19 protein-coding genes, 1 tRNA gene and 2 riboswitches are annotated in these 20,584 nt (G+C 64.4%); of the genes, 11 read left to right on the forward strand and 9 right to left on the reverse strand.

What is annotated here, in order from left to right; translation table 11 throughout:
- Genes NDN16_RS10955 through mmsB form a run of 4 tightly spaced genes read left to right on the forward strand, consistent with a single transcriptional unit; the run spans position 1 to position 4,363 of the window.
- A complete protein-coding gene (locus NDN16_RS10955; RefSeq protein ID WP_251113655.1) occupies positions 1–885 on the forward strand; it encodes a branched-chain amino acid ABC transporter permease in 885 nt (294 codons plus the stop codon).
- A 47-nt stretch (positions 886–932) separates the two neighbouring features.
- Positions 933–1,877: a branched-chain amino acid ABC transporter permease gene (locus NDN16_RS10960; protein ID WP_251113702.1), complete on the forward strand. Its 945-nt coding sequence runs from the start codon at positions 933–935 to the stop codon at positions 1,875–1,877.
- A 4-nt stretch (positions 1,878–1,881) separates the two neighbouring features.
- Positions 1,882–3,471, forward strand: a complete 1,590-nt coding sequence (locus tag NDN16_RS10965) for a GMC family oxidoreductase (protein ID WP_251113656.1) — start codon at positions 1,882–1,884, stop codon at positions 3,469–3,471.
- 16 nt (positions 3,472–3,487) lie between these two features.
- Positions 3,488–4,363: a 3-hydroxyisobutyrate dehydrogenase gene (mmsB, locus tag NDN16_RS10970; protein WP_435301091.1), complete on the forward strand. Its 876-nt coding sequence runs from the start codon at positions 3,488–3,490 to the stop codon at positions 4,361–4,363.
- Between the two features lie 4 nt (positions 4,364–4,367).
- Here mmsB and NDN16_RS10975 read toward each other — a convergent pair whose 3' ends face one another.
- The 3 genes from NDN16_RS10975 to NDN16_RS10985 all read right to left on the reverse strand — a co-directional run bounded on the left by NDN16_RS10975 (position 4,368) and on the right by NDN16_RS10985 (position 6,240).
- Entirely contained in the window at positions 4,368–4,598 is a 231-nt protein-coding gene (locus tag NDN16_RS10975; RefSeq protein WP_251113658.1) for a hypothetical protein, read from the reverse strand.
- Positions 4,599–4,670: 72 nt separating this feature from the next.
- On the reverse strand, positions 4,671–4,826 hold the full coding sequence (locus NDN16_RS10980) for a DUF1289 domain-containing protein (protein ID WP_251113659.1): 156 nt from the start codon (positions 4,824–4,826) through the stop codon (positions 4,671–4,673).
- Positions 4,827–4,848: 22 nt separating this feature from the next.
- Entirely contained in the window at positions 4,849–6,240 is a 1,392-nt protein-coding gene (locus tag NDN16_RS10985; RefSeq protein WP_251113660.1) for a GGDEF domain-containing protein, read from the reverse strand.
- Between the two features lie 252 nt (positions 6,241–6,492).
- Here NDN16_RS10985 and NDN16_RS10990 point away from each other — a divergent pair, with 252 nt between their 5' ends.
- Positions 6,493–7,620, forward strand: coding sequence for a DegT/DnrJ/EryC1/StrS family aminotransferase (locus NDN16_RS10990; protein ID WP_285292611.1), 1,128 nt, complete (start codon positions 6,493–6,495; stop codon positions 7,618–7,620).
- Here NDN16_RS10990 and NDN16_RS10995 read toward each other — a convergent pair.
- The gene (locus NDN16_RS10995; protein ID WP_251113662.1) at positions 7,613–9,280 is read right to left on the reverse strand and encodes a GMC oxidoreductase; all 1,668 of its coding nucleotides are present in this window, start codon (positions 9,278–9,280) and stop codon (positions 7,613–7,615) included. The two genes, NDN16_RS10990 and NDN16_RS10995, sit on opposite strands and share 8 nt — an antisense overlap.
- A gap of 250 nt (positions 9,281–9,530) precedes the next feature.
- A riboswitch (cobalamin riboswitch) is annotated at positions 9,531–9,746 on the forward strand.
- Between the two features lie 100 nt (positions 9,747–9,846).
- Here NDN16_RS10995 and NDN16_RS11000 point away from each other — a divergent pair.
- Both NDN16_RS11000 and NDN16_RS11005 read left to right on the forward strand, forming a co-directional pair.
- Complete coding sequence (locus tag NDN16_RS11000) at positions 9,847–10,830, forward strand: DUF1852 domain-containing protein (protein WP_251113663.1); 984 nt, start codon at positions 9,847–9,849, stop codon at positions 10,828–10,830.
- A 26-nt stretch (positions 10,831–10,856) separates the two neighbouring features.
- Positions 10,857–11,885 carry a methionine synthase gene (locus NDN16_RS11005; RefSeq protein ID WP_251113664.1) on the forward strand — a complete coding sequence of 343 codons (1,029 nt, stop codon included), beginning with the start codon at positions 10,857–10,859 and terminating at the stop codon, positions 11,883–11,885.
- A 97-nt stretch (positions 11,886–11,982) separates the two neighbouring features.
- Here the strand turns inward: NDN16_RS11005 and NDN16_RS11010 are convergent.
- Together NDN16_RS11010 and NDN16_RS11015 are read right to left on the reverse strand one after the other, a co-directional pair.
- Positions 11,983–12,059 (reverse strand) — tRNA-Arg (locus tag NDN16_RS11010).
- A gap of 62 nt (positions 12,060–12,121) precedes the next feature.
- Entirely contained in the window at positions 12,122–12,757 is a 636-nt protein-coding gene (locus NDN16_RS11015) for a thiamine diphosphokinase (RefSeq protein WP_251113665.1), read from the reverse strand.
- Positions 12,758–12,805: 48 nt separating this feature from the next.
- A riboswitch (TPP riboswitch) is annotated at positions 12,806–12,907 on the forward strand.
- A 42-nt stretch (positions 12,908–12,949) separates the two neighbouring features.
- On the opposite strand from NDN16_RS11015, the gene thiB reads away from it, so the two are divergent.
- The 4 genes from thiB (at position 12,950) to NDN16_RS11035 (ending at position 17,983) form a co-directional block, all read left to right on the forward strand.
- Positions 12,950–13,969: a thiamine ABC transporter substrate binding subunit gene (thiB, locus tag NDN16_RS11020; RefSeq protein WP_251113666.1), complete on the forward strand. Its 1,020-nt coding sequence runs from the start codon at positions 12,950–12,952 to the stop codon at positions 13,967–13,969.
- Between the two features lie 13 nt (positions 13,970–13,982).
- Complete coding sequence (thiP, locus tag NDN16_RS11025; RefSeq protein WP_435301092.1) at positions 13,983–15,557, forward strand: thiamine/thiamine pyrophosphate ABC transporter permease; 1,575 nt, start codon at positions 13,983–13,985, stop codon at positions 15,555–15,557.
- The gene (locus NDN16_RS11030; protein WP_251113668.1) at positions 15,554–16,267 is read left to right on the forward strand and encodes a thiamine ABC transporter ATP-binding protein; all 714 of its coding nucleotides are present in this window, start codon (positions 15,554–15,556) and stop codon (positions 16,265–16,267) included. The genes thiP and NDN16_RS11030 overlap by 4 nt, the downstream gene beginning before the upstream one ends.
- 168 nt (positions 16,268–16,435) lie before the next feature.
- Positions 16,436–17,983 (forward strand): M48 family metalloprotease, encoded by a 1,548-nt coding sequence (locus NDN16_RS11035; RefSeq protein ID WP_251113669.1) that lies wholly within the window; start codon positions 16,436–16,438, stop codon positions 17,981–17,983.
- A 59-nt stretch (positions 17,984–18,042) separates the two neighbouring features.
- On the opposite strand, the gene NDN16_RS11040 is transcribed toward NDN16_RS11035, so the two are convergent.
- From NDN16_RS11040 to fdxA, 3 genes are all read right to left on the reverse strand, one after another.
- Positions 18,043–18,909 (reverse strand): RNA polymerase factor sigma-32, encoded by an 867-nt coding sequence (locus NDN16_RS11040; protein WP_251113670.1) that lies wholly within the window; start codon positions 18,907–18,909, stop codon positions 18,043–18,045.
- A gap of 280 nt (positions 18,910–19,189) precedes the next feature.
- On the reverse strand, positions 19,190–19,765 hold the full coding sequence (locus tag NDN16_RS11045; protein ID WP_039196203.1) for a CarD family transcriptional regulator: 576 nt from the start codon (positions 19,763–19,765) through the stop codon (positions 19,190–19,192).
- 475 nt (positions 19,766–20,240) lie between these two features.
- Positions 20,241–20,579, reverse strand: a complete 339-nt coding sequence (fdxA, locus tag NDN16_RS11050) for a ferredoxin FdxA (protein WP_251113671.1) — start codon at positions 20,577–20,579, stop codon at positions 20,241–20,243.
- Positions 20,580–20,584 lie beyond the last annotated feature (5 nt).

Raw genomic sequence — 20,584 nt, forward strand, 5'->3', positions numbered from 1 at the left:
ATGACCATGATCTTCGGCGTGCCCGTCCAGGCCCTCATGGGGCAATTGCTTGTCGGGCTCATCAACGGCTCCTTCTATGCCATGCTCAGCCTCGGCCTCGCCGTCATCTTCGGCCTGCTGCGCATCATCAACTTCGCCCATGGCGCGCAATACATGCTGGGCGCTTTCGCCGGCTATCTCCTGCTGGCCTATGGCGGCATCGGCTTCTGGCCTTCGCTCATCCTGGCGCCCTTGATCGTCGGGCTGACCGGAGCGCTCATCGAAAGGCTCGCCCTGTCGCGTCTGTACGACCTCGACCACCTCTACGGGCTGCTGTTCACCTTCGGCCTCGCGCTCGTGCTCGAAGGAACGTTCCGCTACTATTTCGGGGCGTCCGGGCAGCCTTACGCGCCGCCGCCGCAACTGGCGGGCGGCACCAACCTCGGCTTCATGTTCCTGCCCAACTATCGCGGCTTCATCGTCGTCGCCTCGCTGATCGTATGCCTGGCGACATGGCTTCTGATCGAGAAGACCAAGCTGGGCGCCTATCTGCGCGCGGCGACCGAGAACCCGACCCTGGTGCGCGCCTTCGGCATCAACGTGCCGCTGCTCTTGACCTTCACCTACGGGCTCGGCGCGGCGCTGGCCGGGCTGACCGGCATTCTCGCCGCGCCCGTCTATCAGGTCAGCCCGCTGATGGGCTCCAACATCATCATCATCGTCTTCGCCGTCGTCGTCGTCGGCGGCATGGGGTCGATCGGCGGGGCCATCGTAACCGGTTATCTGCTCGGCCTCTGCGAAGGGCTGACGAAAGTCTTCTATCCGGAGGCGTCCAACATCGTCATCTTCGTCATCATGGCGCTGGTGCTGCTGGTGCGGCCCGCCGGCCTGTTCGGGAGGGCCTGACAATGGCAAACGCAACTTACGGCGTGGCCGCCGTCGAACGCCGGGGCATGGCGCCGGCGCGGCTGGCGCTGTTGGCCATCGCCATCGGAGCCCTCATCCTCGCGCCGATGGGCTTCTACCCCGTTTTCCTGATGAAGCTCCTGTGCTTCGCGCTGTTCGCATCGGCGTTCAACCTGCTGCTCGGCTATACCGGCCTCCTGTCCTTCGGGCATGCGGCCTTCTTCGGCGGGGCCGCCTATTTCACCGCCCATGCGGTGAAGGTCTGGGGCCTGTCGCCCGAACTCGGCATCCTGGTCGGCATGGCAGGCGCCGCCGTACTCGGCCTCGTCATGGGCTTTCTGGCGATCCGCAGGCAGGGCATCTACTTCGCCATGGTGACGCTGGCGCTGGCGCAGATGTTCTTCTTCTTCTGCCTGCAGGCGCCCTTCACCCACGGAGAGGACGGCATCCAGGCGGTGCCGAGGGGCATGCTGTTCGGCTTCATCGATCTCGGTCAGAGCCTCAACATGTACTATTTCGTGCTTGCGGCCTTCCTGATCGGCATGTTCGCCATCCACCGCATCGTGCATTCGCCCTTCGGCATGATCATGAAGTCGATCCGCGAAAACGAGAGCCGCGCCATCTCGCTCGGCTACTCGGTCAATTCCTACAAGCTCGCGGCCTTCGTGATGTCCGCGACGCTGGCCGGGCTGGCGGGCTCCGTCAAGGCGCTGGTCTTCCAGTTCGCGACCCTGACGGACGTCGCCTGGCAGATGTCCGGCGAAGTCATCCTGATGACGCTGCTCGGGGGCATCGGCACCATGCTCGGCCCGTTCTTCGGCGCGGCCATCGTGGTGACCCTGCAGAACTATCTGGCCACCTCGGCCTTTCCCGTCACCATCATTACCGGCCTGATCTTCATGATATGCGTGCTGGTGTTCCGGCGCGGCATCGTAGGCGAGTTCCAGAACTCCAGATTCGGCCGGCGCCTCATGGAGCGTCTCGGCGCCTGATCTCATGTCCGATACATTCGATTACATCGTGGTCGGCGGCGGTACCGCCGGCTGCACGCTCGCCAACCGCCTCTCCGCCGGCACGCGCAGCGTGCTGTTGCTTGAGGCGGGCGGCCGCGACAATTATGCCTGGATCCACATTCCGGTCGGCTACCTGTATTGCATCGGCAATCCGCGCACGGACTGGTGCTTCTCCACGGACGCGGAAGCCGGGTTGAACGGCCGCACCCTCGGCTATCCCCGCGGCAAGGTACTGGGCGGCTGCTCGTCCATCAACGGCATGATCTACATGCGCGGCCAGGCCCGCGACTACGATTTATGGCGCCAGATGGGTTGCGACGGCTGGTCGTGGGACGACGTGCTGCCATTGTTCCGCGCGAGCGAGGATTATTATGCCGGGGCCGACGCCATGCACGGAGCCGGCGGCGAATGGCGCGTCGAAACCGCCCGGCTGCATTGGGATATCCTCGACGCCTTCCGCGAGGCGGCCGCGCAATACGGCATCCCGAAGATCGAGGATTTCAACCGAGGCGACAATGAAGGTTCGTCCTACTTCAAGGTCAACCAGAAGCGCGGCGTGCGCTGGAATACCGTCAAGGCCTTCCTGAAGCCGGCCGCGAAGCGGCCGAACCTGTCGGTCCGGACGGGAGCACAGGTGCGCCGCCTTTTGATCGAGGACGGCCGCGTCACCGGCGTCGAGTACGAGACGGGCGGCGCGGTGCTGCGTGCGGCCTGCCGTGCCGAGGTGGTGCTGAGCGCGGGGGCCATCGGCTCGCCGCATATCCTGGAGCTGTCGGGGATCGGCGGCGGCCGCGTGCTGGCGCAGGCGGGCGTGGAAACCGTGGTCGACAGGCCGGCCGTCGGCGAAAACCTGCAGGACCACCTGCAACTGCGCTGCGCCTACAAGGTGTCGGGCATCCGCACGCTGAACGAGCGTGCGTCCACCATGGCCGGCAAGATGATGATCGGGCTGGAGTACGCCCTGTCGCGGTCGGGCCCGATGTCCATGGCGCCCAGCCAGCTTGGCGTCTTCACCCGTTCGGACCCTGCCTTCGAGACCGCCAACCTGCAATATCACGTGCAGCCTCTCAGCCTTGAGAAGTTCGGCGAGAACGTTCATTCCTTTCCGGCCTTCACGGCCAGTGTCTGCAACCTGCGGCCCGAAAGCCGCGGCAGCGTGCATGTGCGTTCGCCGGACCACCGGGTGCAGCCGGCGATCCGCCCCAATTACCTGTCTGCCGAGGCGGACAGGCGCGTGGCTGCCGATTCCATTCGGATCACCCGCGCCATCGTCGGTCAGCCGGCGCTGGCACGGTACAGCCCGCAGGAGTTCAAGCCCGGGCCGTCCTTCGAGACCCAGGAAGAGCTGGAACGCGCCGCCGGTGACATCGGCACCACCATCTTCCACCCTGTCGGAACCTGCAGGATGGGCAGCGATCAGGACTCGGTCGTGGATCCGCGGCTTCGCGTCCGCGGCGTCGGCGGCCTGCGCGTGGCCGACGCCTCGATCATGCCGACGATCACATCCGGCAATACCAACTCGCCCACGGTCATGATCGCCGAAAAGGCGGCGCGCATGATCCTGATGGAATAGGAGACAGGGAATGACCATGCGGATCGCCTTCGTCGGCCTCGGCAATATGGGGCTGCCCATGGCCCTCAACCTGAAGGCGGCCGGCCATGCGGTCACCGGCTTCGACCTTGCGGAAGGCGCGCGCGCCGCCGCGCAGGCGGCCGGGCTTTCCCTGGCCGCAGGGCTTGCCGATGCCGTGGCCGATGCGGGCGCCGTCATCACCATGCTCCCGGCAGGCCGCCATGTCACCGGGGTCTGGGCGGACCTGACGTCGCTTGCAGCGCCGGGCACGCTGCTGGTCGATTGCTCGACCATCGATGTCGGCAGCGCGCGCGAGGCGCATGCGATGGCCGGCGCTGCCGGCATGCCTTCGCTGGATGCGCCGGTATCCGGCGGCACGGTCGGCGCGGAGGCGGCGACGCTGACCCTGATGTGCGGCGGGTCCGATCAGGCGTTCTCGGCCGCGCATCCTGTCCTGGCGTGCATGGGCAAGCGGATCGTTCATTGCGGCGCGGCCGGGGCAGGGCAGGCGGCGAAGATCTGCAACAACATGATCCTCGGCATTTCGATGATCGGTGTCGCGGAAGCCTTCGTGCTGGCCGAAAAGCTGGGCCTGTCGCATCAGGCGCTGTTCGACGTGGCCTCCACGTCTTCCGGCCAATGCTGGTCCCTGACCACCTATTGCCCCGTACCCGGGCCGGTGCCCGGATCGCCGGCCAACCGCGAATACCGTCCGGGCTTCGCGGCCGCGCTCATGCTCAAGGATCTCGGACTGGCGCGGGAGGCCGCGGAAGCATCGGGATCGGCCACGCCTCTGGGCCGGCACGCCCAGGAAATATACGAGGCGTTCGAGGCGGCCGGCGGCGGCGGAGAAGATTTCTCGGCCGTGATCAAGTATCTTCGGAACAGGTGATGGATCAGGCGGATGGGCGCTCCGTCAGCACGTAGCCCTCCGAAACCAGTTCCGTCACGTTGAGTGACGGACGACGGTAACCGAACTCGCGGCGCTCGTCGTCGCTGAGGACGATCTCCCAGATGGATCCGCGATGATGACCGTGATAGCGGCCTGCCGGCAGCACGCGACGACGCACCATGACTTCGTCGGGGACGATGAAGGTCTCGACCGTATTCGGGGTAATGCTGCCCATGATGATCGCCTCCACGATTAACGCACTTTTCATGATTTAGGCGATAATGCGGCAAATGGGAGTCTCGTTCCGTCACCTGCGTCGTTGTGGCAGGGCTGCCAGGATGCTTGCGCGCTCGGCGTCGCTCATGCTGCCCCAACGGGCGATCTCGTCGATCGTGCGCAGGCATGCGGTGCACTGGCCAATTCGTTTGTCGAATGTGCAGATCTTCAGGCAGGGGCTTTCCATGGCTATCGGCGTAGCGCCTGGTTTACGCCGGGACAAGCTCGGACATCACCCTGTTGCGCCCGCCCTTCTTGGCTGAGTAGAGAAGCCTGTCGGCCTTCTGCAGCGCGTCGGACAGGCTGTGTCCATCCGGCCCCGCCGAACTGATGCCGATGCTGACCGTAATGCCGAACGGGCGTGCCTCGCGCGTTTCGATCGACATCAGGGATATCGCCTCCCGCAACCTTTCCGCAAACAGGAAGGCCTCGCGGGTCCTCGTGTTCGGGAGAACGAGGGCAAACTCTTCGCCGCCCATGCGGCCGAACTGGTCGCCCGCGCGCAACGCCCTGCGCACCGCTCCGGCAAAATCCCGCAAGGCGGCATCGCCGGCCGCATGGCCGTAGGTATCGTTGATGAGCTTGAAGCGGTCGACATCGAGCACCAGCACGGCGCAGCGTGCGTCCGCGGCGGCGTTGCGAGCTCGGCGCAGAAATTCCGAACGGGAAAGCGCCCCGGTCAGGAAGTCCGTTGCCAGCGCCTTCTGCAACTGCCGCACAAGGACAAGACGGCTCGAGCTGATGGACGATACGGCGAGGGGACCGAGGATCAGCAGGGTCAACGCGAACCGAAGCGAAATGATATTGCAAGCGTTTTCCAGATCGACGCGCATATCGACCAGCCCGGATGCGATCGCGACATTGGCCAGCACCAGATACAGGAGAAGGACGATCGTATTGGTGAAGAGCGGCAGCGAGATCGCGAACCACAGCAATGCGGGAAGCGGGAAGAAAACGGCTGCCGGGCCACCGATCACGACACCGAATATGCAGCACAGGCCGAGCGTGAGCGTCGGGCCCGCCAGCCGCCGCAGGGATGTTCCGTCGGCGCCATGCTGCCTGAGGGCACGACGCCAGCGATGGGGAAACGTCGCGATGAAGGGCAGGATGGCGACGTAGCTCGTCATCTCGGCCGAAAGCCATTCTGCAAAGGCGACGATCACCGCGTCGCCGAAAAGCACGTTGCACGCCAGTGCGCCAGCGGCCGCCGTCATCATGGCAGGGACGCACGCCGCCGCCGCCAGCTTGATGACGGAATTGGGGCGCCGCAAGCGGAACTCCTGAGGCGAAAACTGGCGAAACACCAAGACACCGGCGGCGACGCCGCCAAGATTGGCCATATTCAGCAACAGCGTGGCGTTCATCGTGCTTCCGGTCCCAATGTCTGCCGCTCCGTAGCCGGCAACCACCGCAAGCCAGTCCAGTGGATGTCCGAGACTGCGATGGCGGGTAAACAGGCCGACGACGATGGCATTGGCGGGCCAGAATGTGGCCAGAAGGCCGGCGGGGCGAGACGTTATGCCGGCAAGGCACGCGATGAAAACGATTACGAATATCAGGACAATGCGAACGGCCCGCTTGCGGGAGGCTTCTGTCGTCATGGCTTTCCAGCTTTCACGCATGAATACGCGCCATCGGGAGTCGGACCCGGATACGGCGGCTGCAGAGTTGGACGTGACATATCCAGAGTATTGTATGCGTGCAATCTAAGGATGCATTCCTAAAGCATGACTACTCCTTTTTGGTAATGTTTCCGCAAGAGGTTCCGGCTGCCATCCCGGCCCGTACAGGGGAAATGTCATTCTTGATCGACGAGAAAAGGCCCCAGGGCCGGAGGAGTTCAGGTGCCATCGATGGGAATGGAAGAATGGGTTGCCGCCGGCCGCGCGATCGCGCGGGGCCACCTGTCGCGCCACGGCAAGGAGGCACGCTTCACCAACACCTTCGAAAGTCGGCTGGCCGAGACGACCGGCGCCCGGCACGCGCTTGCGGTATCCTCGGGTACGGCCGCACTCATTTCGGCGCTTGTCGGCGCCGGGATCGGGCCGGGTGACGAGGTTCTCGTTCCCGCCTATACCTGGATGGCCACGGCAGCGGCCGTCGTGATCGTCGGGGCGGTGCCGATCTTCGTCGATATCGACGAAACGCTCACCATAGACCCCTACGATATCGAGCGGAAGATCACGCCCTATACGCGGGCCATCATGCCCGTTCACATGGGCAATGCGCCATGCGACATGGATGCGATCATGGCGATCGCCAGCAGGCACGATCTGCTCGTCATCGAGGATGCCTGCCAAGCAGTCGGCGTCGGATACAAGGGCCGACATCTCGGCGCCATCGGCGATCTCGGCGCCTTCAGCTTCAACAAGATGAAGAACATGAATATCGGCGAAGGCGGCGCCGTCCTGACGGGCAACAGCCGATATTTCGCCAGGGCTCGGGGCTACCACGACCTCGGCGACCTGATCCGCGACCACGAGGAACCGCTCGGCGAGCCAGCCCTCATCGGCGTCAACTTCAAGGTCACCGAAATCCAGACCGCGATGCTGGCGGTGCAACTGAAGAAGGTTGGGCCGATGCTGGAGCGCATGCGCAAGCGCCGCGCCATGATGGCCGATATCCTGTCCGGCAGCTCCGAATTCCGCGTGACGCCGCATAATGATGCAGACAGCGCGGTCAGCCTGACGCTTTTGGCCCCGACGAAGGAAGCTGCCGTCGAGTTGCAGCAGCGGCGCGGCGTCTGGAACCGCCTGCGCGACAGCTCGAAGCACGTCTATACCAACTGGGAGCCCATCCTTGCGCAGCGTACGTCACATCCCAGGCTGAACCCATGGGCATGGGCGAACCGGGAAATCCGATACGACCGGGACATGTGTTCCCGGACGCTGGACATACTCGATCGCACCTGCGTGGTGAATCTGGGGATGAAATACCCGTCCGCTCTCATGCGCCGTGTTGCGATGGGTATCGTCAGGTAAGTTCCGCAACCCGTGGGCGCTCAGGCGCGCCTTCCCGCCGAAGCCGCCGGCCGGACGCGTGTGCGGCGGCCCGTGCGGAGAGGGCCATGATCGTCAGCGTCGGGTTCTGTATGCCGAGCGACGGCAGCGCGGCCGCATCGGTGACGTAGAGCCCCTTGACGTCCCAGCACTCGCCGTTGGCATCGACGACCGACGTGGAGGGGTCGGAGCCCATGCGCGCCGTGCCGCATTCATGGATGCCGGTACCCGGTGGGGCGATCTCCTTGCTGAGATATTCGACGTCGATGCCGAGCACCTTCGCCGCTTCCGCCACGCTTTCCAGCATGCACCGGGCGATTGCGCGGTCGGCATCGCCATAGCGGCAGTCGATGGTGAGGATGGGCACGCCGAACCTGTCCTTGCGGGACGACAGACGCACGCGGTTCTCCGCGCGAGGAAGCATCGGGGCAAAGCCGACGATGTCGATCCGGGCGCGATCGTCACCGATCGGCTGGCGATGCAGTTGCATCCCGAAAGCGCTTTCCAGCAGTCCGCCCGTCTCCGGGTCTTCCGCCTGCGCCATTGCCGGCACGTAGATGCAGCGACCATGCTCGACCGTTGCCGACGCCGCGTCGTCGTCCTTTCGCGCATCGACGTAGCCGGCGCAACTGGCGACGGCGTGGTCCATGACGAAACGTCCGAGGGCATCGGAATGCATGCCGATGCCCTCCCGGTTCGAGGGATCGCGCGACATCAGCAGGATGCGCGTGGATTCGAATGCCGAAGCGCACAGGAAGACGATCGGCGCTTCCGCAGACTTGCGCGTGCCGCTGCGGCGATCGATCCAGTCGACGCCGGTCACGTTCCCGCCGCGGTCCTTGCGCACGCGATCGACGATTGCGCCGGTGGCCAGGGTAAGACGGCCGCTTTCGGCAGCCATCGCGACCCAGTTCGGCGGAGGCGCGTAGCGGCCGAGAACAGGATGCAGTTCCGGCGACCGGTCGCGGAGCGCGGAGATCATCGCCGCCTCGTCCGGCCGTGGCGCAACGATGGTGTGGATAAGGCTGTCCGGCACGAAAGCGGAGCTGTCGTTGCCGCCCCGCAGGCGCAGCTTCTGTTCGAGCTCGGCATAAAAGGGCTCGAGTTCGGAAAGGTCCAGCGGCCATGCAGGCCGCCCGTGGCGGTCGCCTCCCAGATCGGCCTCCGCCATGCGATAATATTGCCGCCCATGGCCCGGCACCGTCATCCTGCCGCCGAGCTGGCGAGACCGAAACCAGTTGAACTGGGTACCCGGCGCCGTTTCGTACGGGCAGTCGCGATCGTCGACCAGAGATCCGGGAGACAGTTTCCATGCGAAACATCGGGACTGAACCGGCTGCCGGACTTTGCCGAAGGCCGACAGGGCCTTCATGCCGAGTGCGTTCAGGACGGGGGGAATGGCTCGTTGGCGCAAGCCGTTTGTGATCGATGCGACAAGTCGTGCCGATGGCGCGTTGACGCCGGCCAGCGGAGAGGTGGGCTCCCAGCCGGCCTCCAGCACCAGGACGCGCAGCCCGGCATGCGTCAACTCGTGGCAAGCCACCCCGCCGGCCGCCCCGCTGCCCACGACGATGGCGTCGTACGGTGAGCCCTGCCGACTGTTGAAGATGTCGTGCGAAAGATTATCGGCATGTAAAAGCATCGCGTGGATCAAATCATCTTTGCCAATTCGACACAGAAACCGTATCCACGTGCCAATCGATATTCTATAACTCAATTTTATAGAGCCATAGACCGATAGGCTTAAACTACCCACCGATCGAGGTATTGTTTATGGCTGTGGGTTGATCGCAACCGATCGGGCAAAGCTCCTGCACAACAGGCACAAGACAGTCTGATATGGAGACATAAGGATGTCCTTATATGTCCCTTGACTTTCGCAGACGCATGGAGGAAATTGCCCCTGCCTAGGTTCCCCGGCCGTTGCCTGCAACATGCCGGGGCTAAGAGGGAAGTCGGTGCTCCGTATGTCTCGGAAAAGCCGGCGCTGCCCCCGCAACTGTAAGCGGCGAGCCAATGTCCAGCATTGTCACTGGGAGAAATTCCGGGAAGACGGACAGCGGCGCCGACCCGCGAGCCAGGAGACCTGCCTGAGCACGATTACGTCCACGGGCGGGGTGTCCCGGTGTGCCGTAGCGAAGCTGCAGCGATGCGGCCGATATCGCTATGTGTGTGCTGACCCATGCCCCCAAACCATGGGGCCATCACATGTCTCGGATTGAAAATCCGCTCGCTACATTCATGATCAGGAGCACGCGTTTCGACGAGGATTACTGCCCGTCGGAGAATACGCGCATCACGACGAACTTCGCCAATCTGGCGCGAGGCGAGACGCGGCAGCAGAACCTGCGAAACGCCCTTGCGATGATCGACAATCGCTTCAATGCACTGGCGCATTGGGACAACCCGACAGGCGATCGATACAGCGTCGAACTCGACATTATCTCCGTCGAGATGAGCATTGCGGCAAATGCTCTGCCGCTGATCGAAATGCTTAAGACGACGGTCCTCGACCGCAAAACCGACACGCGCATCGATGGCATCGTCGGGAACAATTTTTCGTCCTATGTCCGCGACTACGACTTCAGCGTCGTGCTGCCGGAGTATAACAGGGATCGGCCCAAATTCGGCGTTCCAGCGGATTTTGGTGACTTGCACGGCAAGCTGTTCAAGAGCTTTCTACGTTCCGAAGCCTACCTGTCGCATTTCAGCAAGCCGCCGGTCATCTGCATCAGCGCCTCGACGAGCAAGACCTATCGCAGGACAGAACTCCACCATCCCATCATGGGCGTCGAATATCGGCAGGACGAGGCGTCCTCGACCGATGCCTATTTTGCCAAGATGGGAATGGCGGTCCGCTACTTCATGCCCGCCGGCAGCGTCGCGCCGCTGGCCTTTTACTTCATCGGCGACCTCTTGGCCGATTACTCCAATCTGGAACTGATCGGCACGATCAGTACGATGGAGACCTTCCAGAGAATTTACCGCCCCGAGATCTACAATGCCAATTCGGCAGCCAGCGCCATCTATCGGCCCAGCCTGAAGCATGCCGACTATTCGCTGACCCGCATCGTCTACGATCGCGAAGAGCGTAGCCGGCTGGCCGTGGAACAGGGCAAGTTCGCGGAAGAGCATTTCATCAAGCCGTACCGGACCCTGCTCGCGCAATGGTCCGCAAAAGCCGCAGCATGACCTCCAGGATTACAAGGCCCTACACCATGACAAGACTGCTTCAGACATCGACCGCCGGCAGCCTGCCCAAGCCTTCCTGGCTGGCCCAGCCCGAAAAGCTCTGGTCACCCTGGAAGCTGGAGGGCGACGCGCTGATCGAGGGCAAGCGGGATGCACTGCGGGTGACCCTGGCCGACCAAAGCCTGGCCGGCATCGATATCGTCAGCGATGGCGAGCAGACGCGCCAGCATTTCGTGACCACTTTCATCGAGCATCTCGACGGCGTCGATTTCGAAAAGCGCGAAACGGTCCGCATCCGCAATCGCTATGATGCCAGCGTGCCGACCGTTGTCGGCGCGGTATCTCGCCCCAGATCGGTCTTTGTCGACGACGCCAAGTTCCTGCGCCAGCAGACCAGCCAGGCGATCAAATGGGCCCTGCCGGGGCCGATGACCATGATCGATACACTCTACGACGGCCACTACAGGAGCCGCGAAAAGCTGGCCTGGGAATTTGCCAGGATCCTCAATGAAGAGGCCAGGGAGCTTGAGGCCGCCGGCGTCGACATCGTCCAGTTCGACGAACCGGCCTTCAATGTCTTCTTCGACGAAGTGAACGACTGGGGCATTGCCGCGCTGGAACGAGCAGCCGAAGGCCTCAAGTGCCAGACGGCAGTCCATATCTGCTACGGCTATGGCATCAAGGCCAATACGGACTGGAAGAAGACGCTGGGCCAGGAGTGGCGCCAGTATGAAAACGCCTTCCCCAAGCTGCGGAAGTCGAGCATCGACATGGTCTCGCTCGAATGCCAGAACTCGCATGTCCCCATGGACCTGATCGAGCTCATCCGCGGGAAGAAGGTGATGGTCGGGGCGATCGACGTCGCCTCCAACACTGTGGAAACGCCCGAACAGGTTGCCGATACTCTGCGCAAGGCGCTGCAGTTCGTCGATGCCGAGGATCTCTATCCCTGCACCAATTGCGGAATGGCGCCGCTGTCCCGGCAGGTCGCATCCGGCAAGCTTCGGGCGCTGGCCGCGGGCGCCGACATCGTCCGCAAGGAACTGACGGTTTAGCGGCCATCAGATAGGGAGGCTGGGCCGTCTGCGACGCCAGGCGGGCAAAAGAGAGCGCTTCTCTGGTCCTGTTGCGCTTCGTGCTCAGAGAGGGCGTTGGTGATCCCAGTTGGATTCGAACCAACGACCCCCAGATTAGGAATCTGGTGCTCTATCCTGCTGAGCTATGGGACCAGCCGGCGCGGACAATAGGCGAAGAGCGGCCGGCCGCAAAGATGGAAAATGTCCAGGCCGGACTATTCGTGCCCACTGAAGACGGCAAAGGCGCGGCCCGCCTCGATCTCGATCTCGACCGGCCCGAGAGCCTCGTTGGACTGGGTGAGGAGCGAGTCGAAGGGAAGCTCGATGCGGGTGAGCGGCCATTTGGCCCCGCGTATGGTAAGCCCCGAAAGGGCCGAGAACTTGCAGATCGAGAATTGCGTGCCGCGCTGCGCTTCGTGGCGCAGGGTGCGGCCGGGCACCAGAGGGAAGACATGCTCCCGCCCGTCGAAGAGCCACAGTTTCTCGAACCGGTCCGCCATGGCGACCGCGAGGTTGAGGTTGGAAAAGGTGTGATCGGTCCGTGCGCCGCCAAGGGCTCCGACGACGAGCAGGTCTTCGGCGCCCAGTTCCGCCGCCATGCGCAGTGCGGTTTCTCCGTCCGTCTCGCCCTTGTCGCGCGGAAGGCCATGGCGCGGCACGAGCGGGTAGGCCTCCAGGATGGCCGGATCGACCGAATCGAAATCGCCGACGATCAGTTCCGGCGTCACGCCCAGCGCGGCCGCGTGCCGCGAGCCGCCATCCGCCGCGATGATGCGTCGGCCGGCAATTGCCGCACCCAAGGCCGCGCCGGCACTGATATCGCCTGCAAGCAATAGGGCGAATGAAGTCACGGCGGCGCTCCCTTGCGCTTGCGCCCGCACGGGCAGGCGTTAGAATGGTGTCCACTCACGGGGTGCCCCATCCAGGGGCTGAGAGGCAAGAGCCAACCCGACGAACCTGATCCGGCTCGTACCGGCGGAGGGATGGGAGACGGTCGCCGGAGGCGGTCGCCGCCTGCGCCTTCCGGCTACCATGGATGCCTCATGCGCACGTTGCTGCTGTCCACCCTCGTTTTCACGGCCCTGTCTTCCGCCCCCCTGTCACAAGCTTTCGCTCAGGAAGCCGAAAAGCCGGTCCTGACAGTCTATACCTATGACAGCTTCGTGCCGGACTGGGGCCCGGGCCCGCGCATCGAGACGGGGTTCGAAGCGATGTGCGGCTGCGACCTGCGCTTCGTCGGGCTCGACGACGGCGTCGGCATCCTCAATCGCCTTCGGCTCGAAGGCGAGGGCACCGAGGCGGATGTGGCCCTGGGAATGACGACGGATCTTATCCCGGAACTGCGCGAGACGGGCCTGTTCGCGCCGACGGGAATCGACCTGTCGAAACTGGAACTGCCCATCGCCTACGACGATGCCGATTTCGTGCCGTTCGACTATGCGCCGCTGGCCTTCGTCTACGACAGCGAAACGGTTTCGACTGTGCCGGACAGCTTCGATGCCTTGATCGCCGGCCCGGCCGACGAGAAGATCGTCCTCATGGATCCGCGCACGTCGACGCCCGGCCTGGGCCTGCTTTTGTGGATGAAGGCCGTCTACGGCGACGCCGCGGCGGAAAAATGGAAGGCGCTGAGCCCCCGCATCCTGACGGTGACGCCGGGATGGAGCGAGGCGTACGGGCTGTTTACCACCGGCGAGGCGCCGATCGTCCTGTCCTATACGACGTCGCCGGCCTACCACATGGTGGAGGAGGGAACGGAGCGATACAAGGCGGCCCGTTTTTCGGAAGGCCAGTACATGCAGGTCGAGATCGCCGGGGTTCTGCGGACCTCCGATCACCCGGACCTTGCCAAGGCTTTCCTGGAATATCTGGTGTCGCCGGAAGTCCAGTCCTTCATCCCGGTGACGAACTGGACACTGCCGGTCGTGTCGCCATCGCAGCCTTTGCCGGAGGCCTTCGACAAGCTCGTGTCGCCGGCTAGGGCGCTGACGATCGATCCCGAGGAGGTCGCGGCCAACCGGCAGGCCTGGACGCAGGAATGGCTGCAGGCGATTGGCCGCTGACGCCGTCTCGCGCATGAAGCCGAGCGGCAAGCGGCTGCTTGCCGGGGCGCTCGGCCTTGCCTTCATCGCGCTCGTCCTGCTTGCGCCGTTTCTAGCCCTACCGCTGGCCACCGGGGCACGGCCGGCCCTGGCGCTGGTCGCGGCCGACCCATATGTCCACGGCGTGCTGCGCTTCACCCTGGTGCAAGCCGGGCTTTCCGCGCTTCTGTCGGCGCTCTTCGCGTTGCCTCTGGCCCTGGCGATGCACCGTCGCGCCTTTCCCGGACGGCAGCTCATCCTGCGCATCATGCTGCTGCCGCAGGCTCTGCCCACCCTCGTCGCGGCGCTCGGCATCCTCGCCGTCTTCGGCCGCTCGGGCCTCCTGTCGTCGGCGCTGGCGGCGGCCGGCATCGGCCGGCTGGATATCTACGGCCTGACCGGCATCCTCATCGCGCATGTGTTTTTCAACATGCCGCTGGCCACACGGCTGATGCTTGCGGCCCTGTCGGCCATTCCGGCGGAAAGCTGGAAGCTGGCGGGGCAATTGTCGATGGGGCGTCGGGCCACCTTCCGGCTGGTCGAATGGCCGGCTATCCGCGCCACCCTTCCGGGAACTCTGACGCTCGTCTTCATGCTGTGCGTCACAAGCTTCGCCATCGTGCTGGTGCTGGGCGGTGGCCCGGCGGCCACGACGCTGGAAGTGGCCATCTACCAGGCTCTCCGCTACGATTTCGACCCGGCCCGGGTCATGGCCTTGTCGCTGATGCAGATCGTGGTCGTATCCGTCGTGCTTGCGATCTCGTCCATCCTCGGCCGATCGGACGCCGGCATCGCCTCGCTCGGGGGGCGGTCGCGCCGCTACGACACCGACGGTCCCGCCGCCCGCGTTGCCGATACCGCCCTGATCGTTGCGGGCCTCGCCTTTATCCTGGCGCCGTTCTGCGCCATTCTCTGCAGCGGTCTCGCTTCGGATCTTGCCGGGCTCGTGATGCAGCCTGCCGTGCACAGGGCCCTCCTGACCAGCCTTGCGATCGCCTTTTCGGCCACGGCCATGGGCCTTGCCCTTTCGCTGGCCCTCGCCCTCGGCCGGCAGGGCAGGCGAAGCGGCCTTATCGACTATGCGGGCAGCATCGTGCTGGTGGTTCCGCCGATCGTGGTCGGTGCGGGGTGGTTCCTGATCCTGCGGGAGTTCGCCGCGGTCGCATCGCTGGCGCCGCTGGTCGTGGTTACCGCGAACGCGGTCATGGCCGTACCCTTCATGCTCCGTGTCCTGACGCCGGCCATGGACCGCGCCGAGATGCAGCGCGCCCGAATCGCCGCGCATCTGGGCATTCGCGGATGGGCCTACTGGCGGCTGGTGCTCTGGCCGGCGCTCCGGCGTCCGCTGGGGTTGGCGCTGGCCTTCGGATTGTCCCTCTCGCTGGGCGATCTCGGCGTTGTCGCGCTGTTCGGCAGCCAGGACCTGGTGACGCTGCCCTATCTGCTGCTGCAGCGCATGGGCAGCTATCGTACCGCGGACGCGGCCGGCATCGCCCTGATCCTGGCCGCTACCTGCCTGACCTTGATGTGGCTCGCCGAACGCGGCGCGCAAACCGACAGGACGCCATGACAGCACAGCCAGCCCTCGTACTCGACGACGTGACCTTCGCCCATGAGGGCCTGACGCTCCGCTTCGATCTGAGCGTGGCCGCCGGTGAATGGCTGGCCATCATCGGGCCCAGCGGCGCCGGCAAGTCGACGCTGCTGGACATCGTGGCGGGCTTTCTGCAACCGGACCGGGGCCGGGTCCTGTTCGGCGGACGCGACATGACGTCGGCAGCCCCCGCCGACCGGCCGGTGAGTTTCGTCTTCCAGGAGAACAACCTGTTCCCCAACCTGACGGCCGAAGCCAACGTGCTGCTCGGCCTGACGACGGCGGTACGCGCAAGCCCGGCGGAGAAGCAATCCGCGCAGGCCGCGCTCGACGATGTCGGTCTGTCCGGCTTCGGCAAGCGGCTGCCGGCCGCCATGTCGGGCGGCGAGCGGCAGCGCGTGGCGCTGGCACGCGCGATGGTGCGTCGAAGACCGCTGCTTCTGCTGGACGAGCCGCTCGCCGCCCTTGGGCCGGCGATGCGGCAGGACGTTCTGGCGCTGATGGCGCGTCTTCGGCATGAGGCCGGGCTGACGATCCTCATGGTAACGCACCAGCCGGAGGATGCCGTCGGCCATGCCGACCGCATCGCCTATGTGGAAGGCGGGCGCATCGCGGCCATCGGTACGACGGCCCGGATGCTGGGCCCTCCGCCCGATCCTGCCCTGGCGGGATATCTTGCCGGGTGACGGCTGGCGCAGTCGCTTGCGCGACCCCATATTTCCGTCGGATTTGCCGGGCAATCGGCTATCGACGGTTATTCGCGCACCTGTTGCGCCTCGGTGCTTTCGCAGGGGCGGTTGGGCACGCTACCAATGCAGCGGAATCTTGTGCCGCGACGAGGGGTTAAGGGAATCATGACGGCCACCATGTCGGTTCGACGGGGCGATCCTGCCGGCCTGCGCGACAGGCGCGCCGGCTGGCGCGTGCTGGCCTGTCTTTCGGCGGGGCTGGCGCTGTCGGGCTGCACGTCGCTTGGCGCGAGCATGGAGGACATGGCTTCCGGCGCGTCGGGCCAGACAGGTTTCCTGCCGGCACAGCAGCGGCAGCCGATCAGTTTCGAAAGCGCGCAATCCACCGATCCGCAATCCTCTATCGGGCGGTCGCAGCATCCACGTATCCTGGCTGCCTATGGCGGGGCCTATTCGGACCCGAAGCTGGAGCGGGCGCTTGCCGCCATCGTCGGGCGCCTTGCGGCCTATTCCGACGATCCGACGCGCGTCTACTCGATCACGGTGCTGAACTCGCCGAACATCAATGCCTTTGCCTTGCCGGGTGGTTATCTCTACGTGACGCGCGGCCTTCTGGCGCTTGCCAACGATTCGGCGGAAGTCGCCGCCGTGCTGGCCCACGAGATGGGGCACGTGTCGGCCAACCATGGTATCAAGCGGCAGGAGCGGGAGCAGGCAGCGGAACTGGCCGGGCGCGTCGTCAGCGAAGTCCTGTCCAGTCCGCAGGCCGGGCAGGCCGCGCTGGCGAAGGGCCAGTTGAGCCTGGCCAGCTTCTCGCGCAACCAGGAGCTCGAAGCGGATGCGCTCGGCATCCGCCATGTCGGGCGGGCCGGTTACGACCCGTATGCAGCCGCCCGCTTCCTGGAGGCGATGGAATCCTTCAGTCGTTTCCGCAACGCCTTCCAGGCGAGCAATCCGGAACTGGACTTCCTCGCATCCCATCCAGCCTCGGCCCAGCGCATCGATTTCGCACGCCGGCATGCCGCCGAGTTCGGCGGACCGGGAACCGGCGTTGCGGACAGGGACCGCTATCTGTCCGGCATCGACGGCATGCTGTTCGGGGATACGGCCGCGGAAGGCTACGTGCGCGAACGCAATTTCTTCCACCCCGGTCTCGGCATATCGTTCAGCGTGCCGCGGGACTTCGTCATCGACAACACGGCTGAGGCGGTGCTGGCGACAGGGCCGGGGGACACCGCCATCCGTTTCGACGGCGTGGCGGTATCCGAGCGCACGCCGCTGGAAGAGTATGTGCGCAGCGGGTGGATCGGCGGCCTCGACCAGAATTCGGTCCGGCCGATCCGCGTCAACGGCCTGGAGGCGGTCAATGCCAGGGCCCAAGGGGGCGCCTATGCCTTCGACATCACCGTCATCCGCGTCGGCGGGCAGGTTTACCGCTTCCTGACGGCGATGCCGGCGGCATCGTCGAGCCGGCTGGAGCCGATCGCACGGGAGATATCGCAAAGCTTCCGCATGATGACGGCAGAGGAGCGCCAGGGCCTGAAGCCGTTGCGCATTCGCGTGGTCACGGCAGGCATCGGCGATACGGAAGCATCGATCGCCGCGCGGATGCAGGGGGTAGACCGCAAGGTGGAGCTGTTCCGGCTGCTGAACGGCCTTCGCGACGCCGGCGGCGTGCGGACCGGCTCGCGCTACAAGATCATTTCCGAGTAAAAGCATAAAAAGGGCGGCGTCCGCAGACACCGCCCAATCGGTCGAGCGCTTCAGGCGATTCAGCTTACATAGGCTGCCTGATCGGGGTTGCGCGCCAGAAGCGCCGCCCGCAGCTTCTCCAGCGCGCGCGTTTCGATCTGACGTACGCGTTCCTTGGAGATTCCGAGCTCGCTTCCGAGCGCCTCGAGCGTTGCCCCGTCGTCCTGCAGCCGGCGTTCCCGGATGATGCGCAGTTCCCGGTCCGACAACACATCGAGCGCGTCCGTCAGCCAGATCACGCGGCGCTCATCGTCGATGGAACTGGATACCATCTCGTCGGGAAGGGGAGCGTCGGACACCAGGAAATCCTGTCGATCCGCGCTGCCGGACTCGTCTTCCATCAGGGGCGCATTCAGCGACGAATCCGGACCTGACAGGCGGCTGTCCATCAGCGCCACGTCGCCGACTGACACGTTCAGCGCCTGCGCGATCTCCCGGTACATCTCGCTCGAGGCGAGACTCTCGGACCCCTGGCTGAGGCGTGCGCGAAGCCGACGAAGATTGAAGAAGAGGGCCTTCTGCGCGGAAGACGTGCCACCGCGGACGATGGACCAGTTGCGCAGGATATAATCCTGTATGGAAGCCCGGATCCACCAAGTGGCATAGGTGGAGAAGCGCACTTCCCGCTCCGGCTCGAAACGCGCAGCCGCCTCCAAAAGACCGACATGCCCCTCCTGGATGAGATCGTTCATCGACAGGCCGAAATGGCGGAACTTCGCTGCCATCGAAATCACCAGACGCATGTGTGCGGCCGTCATCCGGTGAAGCGCATCCTGGTCTTTGAGATCCTTCCAACGGACTGCGAGCTCGTATTCCTCGTCCCGCTGAAGATAGGGCGCGGCCATTGCCGCCCGGATCATTACGCGGCCTGCGGACTGGGATTTCATCTTGGAGCCTTTCGCTGAAATCTGACAGTACGTGTCGCGCGAGGCTCGAAACCCATCCCCATCGCCCCACGCACAGGAACAATCCCGCACGCAACCGTTGGTTCCCGGAAGGTGGATTTTTTTCCGAAATAGATCGCCGGAGCGCCGCGGCAAGGGAAGGGGGTGGTCATAATGGTCGCAGGGCGCACTCGACCATTGACAAAGGAGGGCAAGAGAAAGTGAAGGCAAAGAAAAAGCCGGCGCGACGGCCGGCTTTTCAAGGGAATCGAAAGCCTGTGGATCAAGCGGCCTCGTCGGCCTCGATTTCGTCTTCGTCGTTCTCGGCGACCTTGGCGCGAGCCGGCCGCTTGTTGAGATTGATCTCGATCAGGCGCACGGCTTCCGTCTCGGAAACCTCGTTGACGGCGGCCAGCTCGCGTGCCATGCGGCCGAGGGCAGCTTCATAGAGCTGACGTTCCGAATAGGACTGCTCGGGCTGGCTGTCGGCGCGATACAGATCGCGGACCACCTCGGCGATGGAAATCAGATCGCCGGAATTGATCTTCGCATCGTATTCCTGGGCGCGGCGGCTCCACATCGTGCGCTTGACGCGCGCACGGCCCTGCACGACCTTCAGCGCCCTGTCGACGAAATCCGTCTCGGACAGCTTGCGCATGCCGACGGACTCTGCCTTCGCGACCGGCACCTTCAGCCGCATCTTGTCCTTCTCGAAGTCGATGACGAAGAGTTCGAGCTTCATCCCCGCAACCGTCTGCTCTTCGATGGCTACGATCTGACCGACGCCGTGGGCGGGGTAGACGATGCTTTCACCAGTCTTGAAACCTTGACGCTGGGAGGTCTTCTTCTGAATGCTCATACGCCTGATAAAACTCCCTGTTGTGCGCGGCCTCGAGTGCCGCTATGCACGGGGACGACACGCAGGGTCGCCGGATTAGAGCGCGGGCCACCTCATGATGGCACGACAGTCTGCGCTGCCGAAGGAGTTTCGCGAGGCCATGATCGCCGGTCCGGCAAAAGCCGGAGGGGTGCAACCAAAGGTGACGAAGAAACGCCTTTCGGAAGTGCCACGAAGCCGGGTGATGCAAGTTGAAGCAAGCCAGCATTCGACTGTTGCGAAAATAATACCCTAATTCCGCAGAAAACTCAACAAAAATGCAGGGCTTATATGCGCGCCGCAGCATGCGGCCCGATATCGCATATCGACGCGCCGGCAGTCGCATTCAACTTCGGGTGGGCATTTATGCCCTGACCTCGTCGCAGTGCGGTCGCCCGGAGGCCGGCTTGCGCGGCCCTCCGTCGATGATTAGCGACCCAACCCTGCGCAAAGCTTGTCAGTCGCCGGAGCCAGGCTCGGCAGAGAAGAACTTCTCGAGCTTCCCCTCGACGCCATCCATATCCTTGGCATCGGCGGGCGCATCCCGCTTGATCGTGATGTTGGGCCATTTTTCGGCGAAGTCGGCGTTGAGCTGCAGCCACTTGTCGAGCCCCGGCTCCGTATCCGGCTTGATCGCCTCTGCCGGGCATTCAGGCTCGCAGACGCCGCAATCGATACATTCGTCCGGATGGATGACGAGCATGTTCTCGCCTTCGTAGAAGCAGTCGACGGGGCAGACCTCCACGCAGTCGGTGTACTTGCAACGAATGCAGTTGTCAGTCACCACGTAGGTCATGTCAC

It is taken from the genome of Aureimonas altamirensis (assembly GCF_023702225.1).
Taxonomy (GTDB): Bacteria; Pseudomonadota; Alphaproteobacteria; order Rhizobiales; family Rhizobiaceae; genus Aureimonas; species Aureimonas altamirensis_B.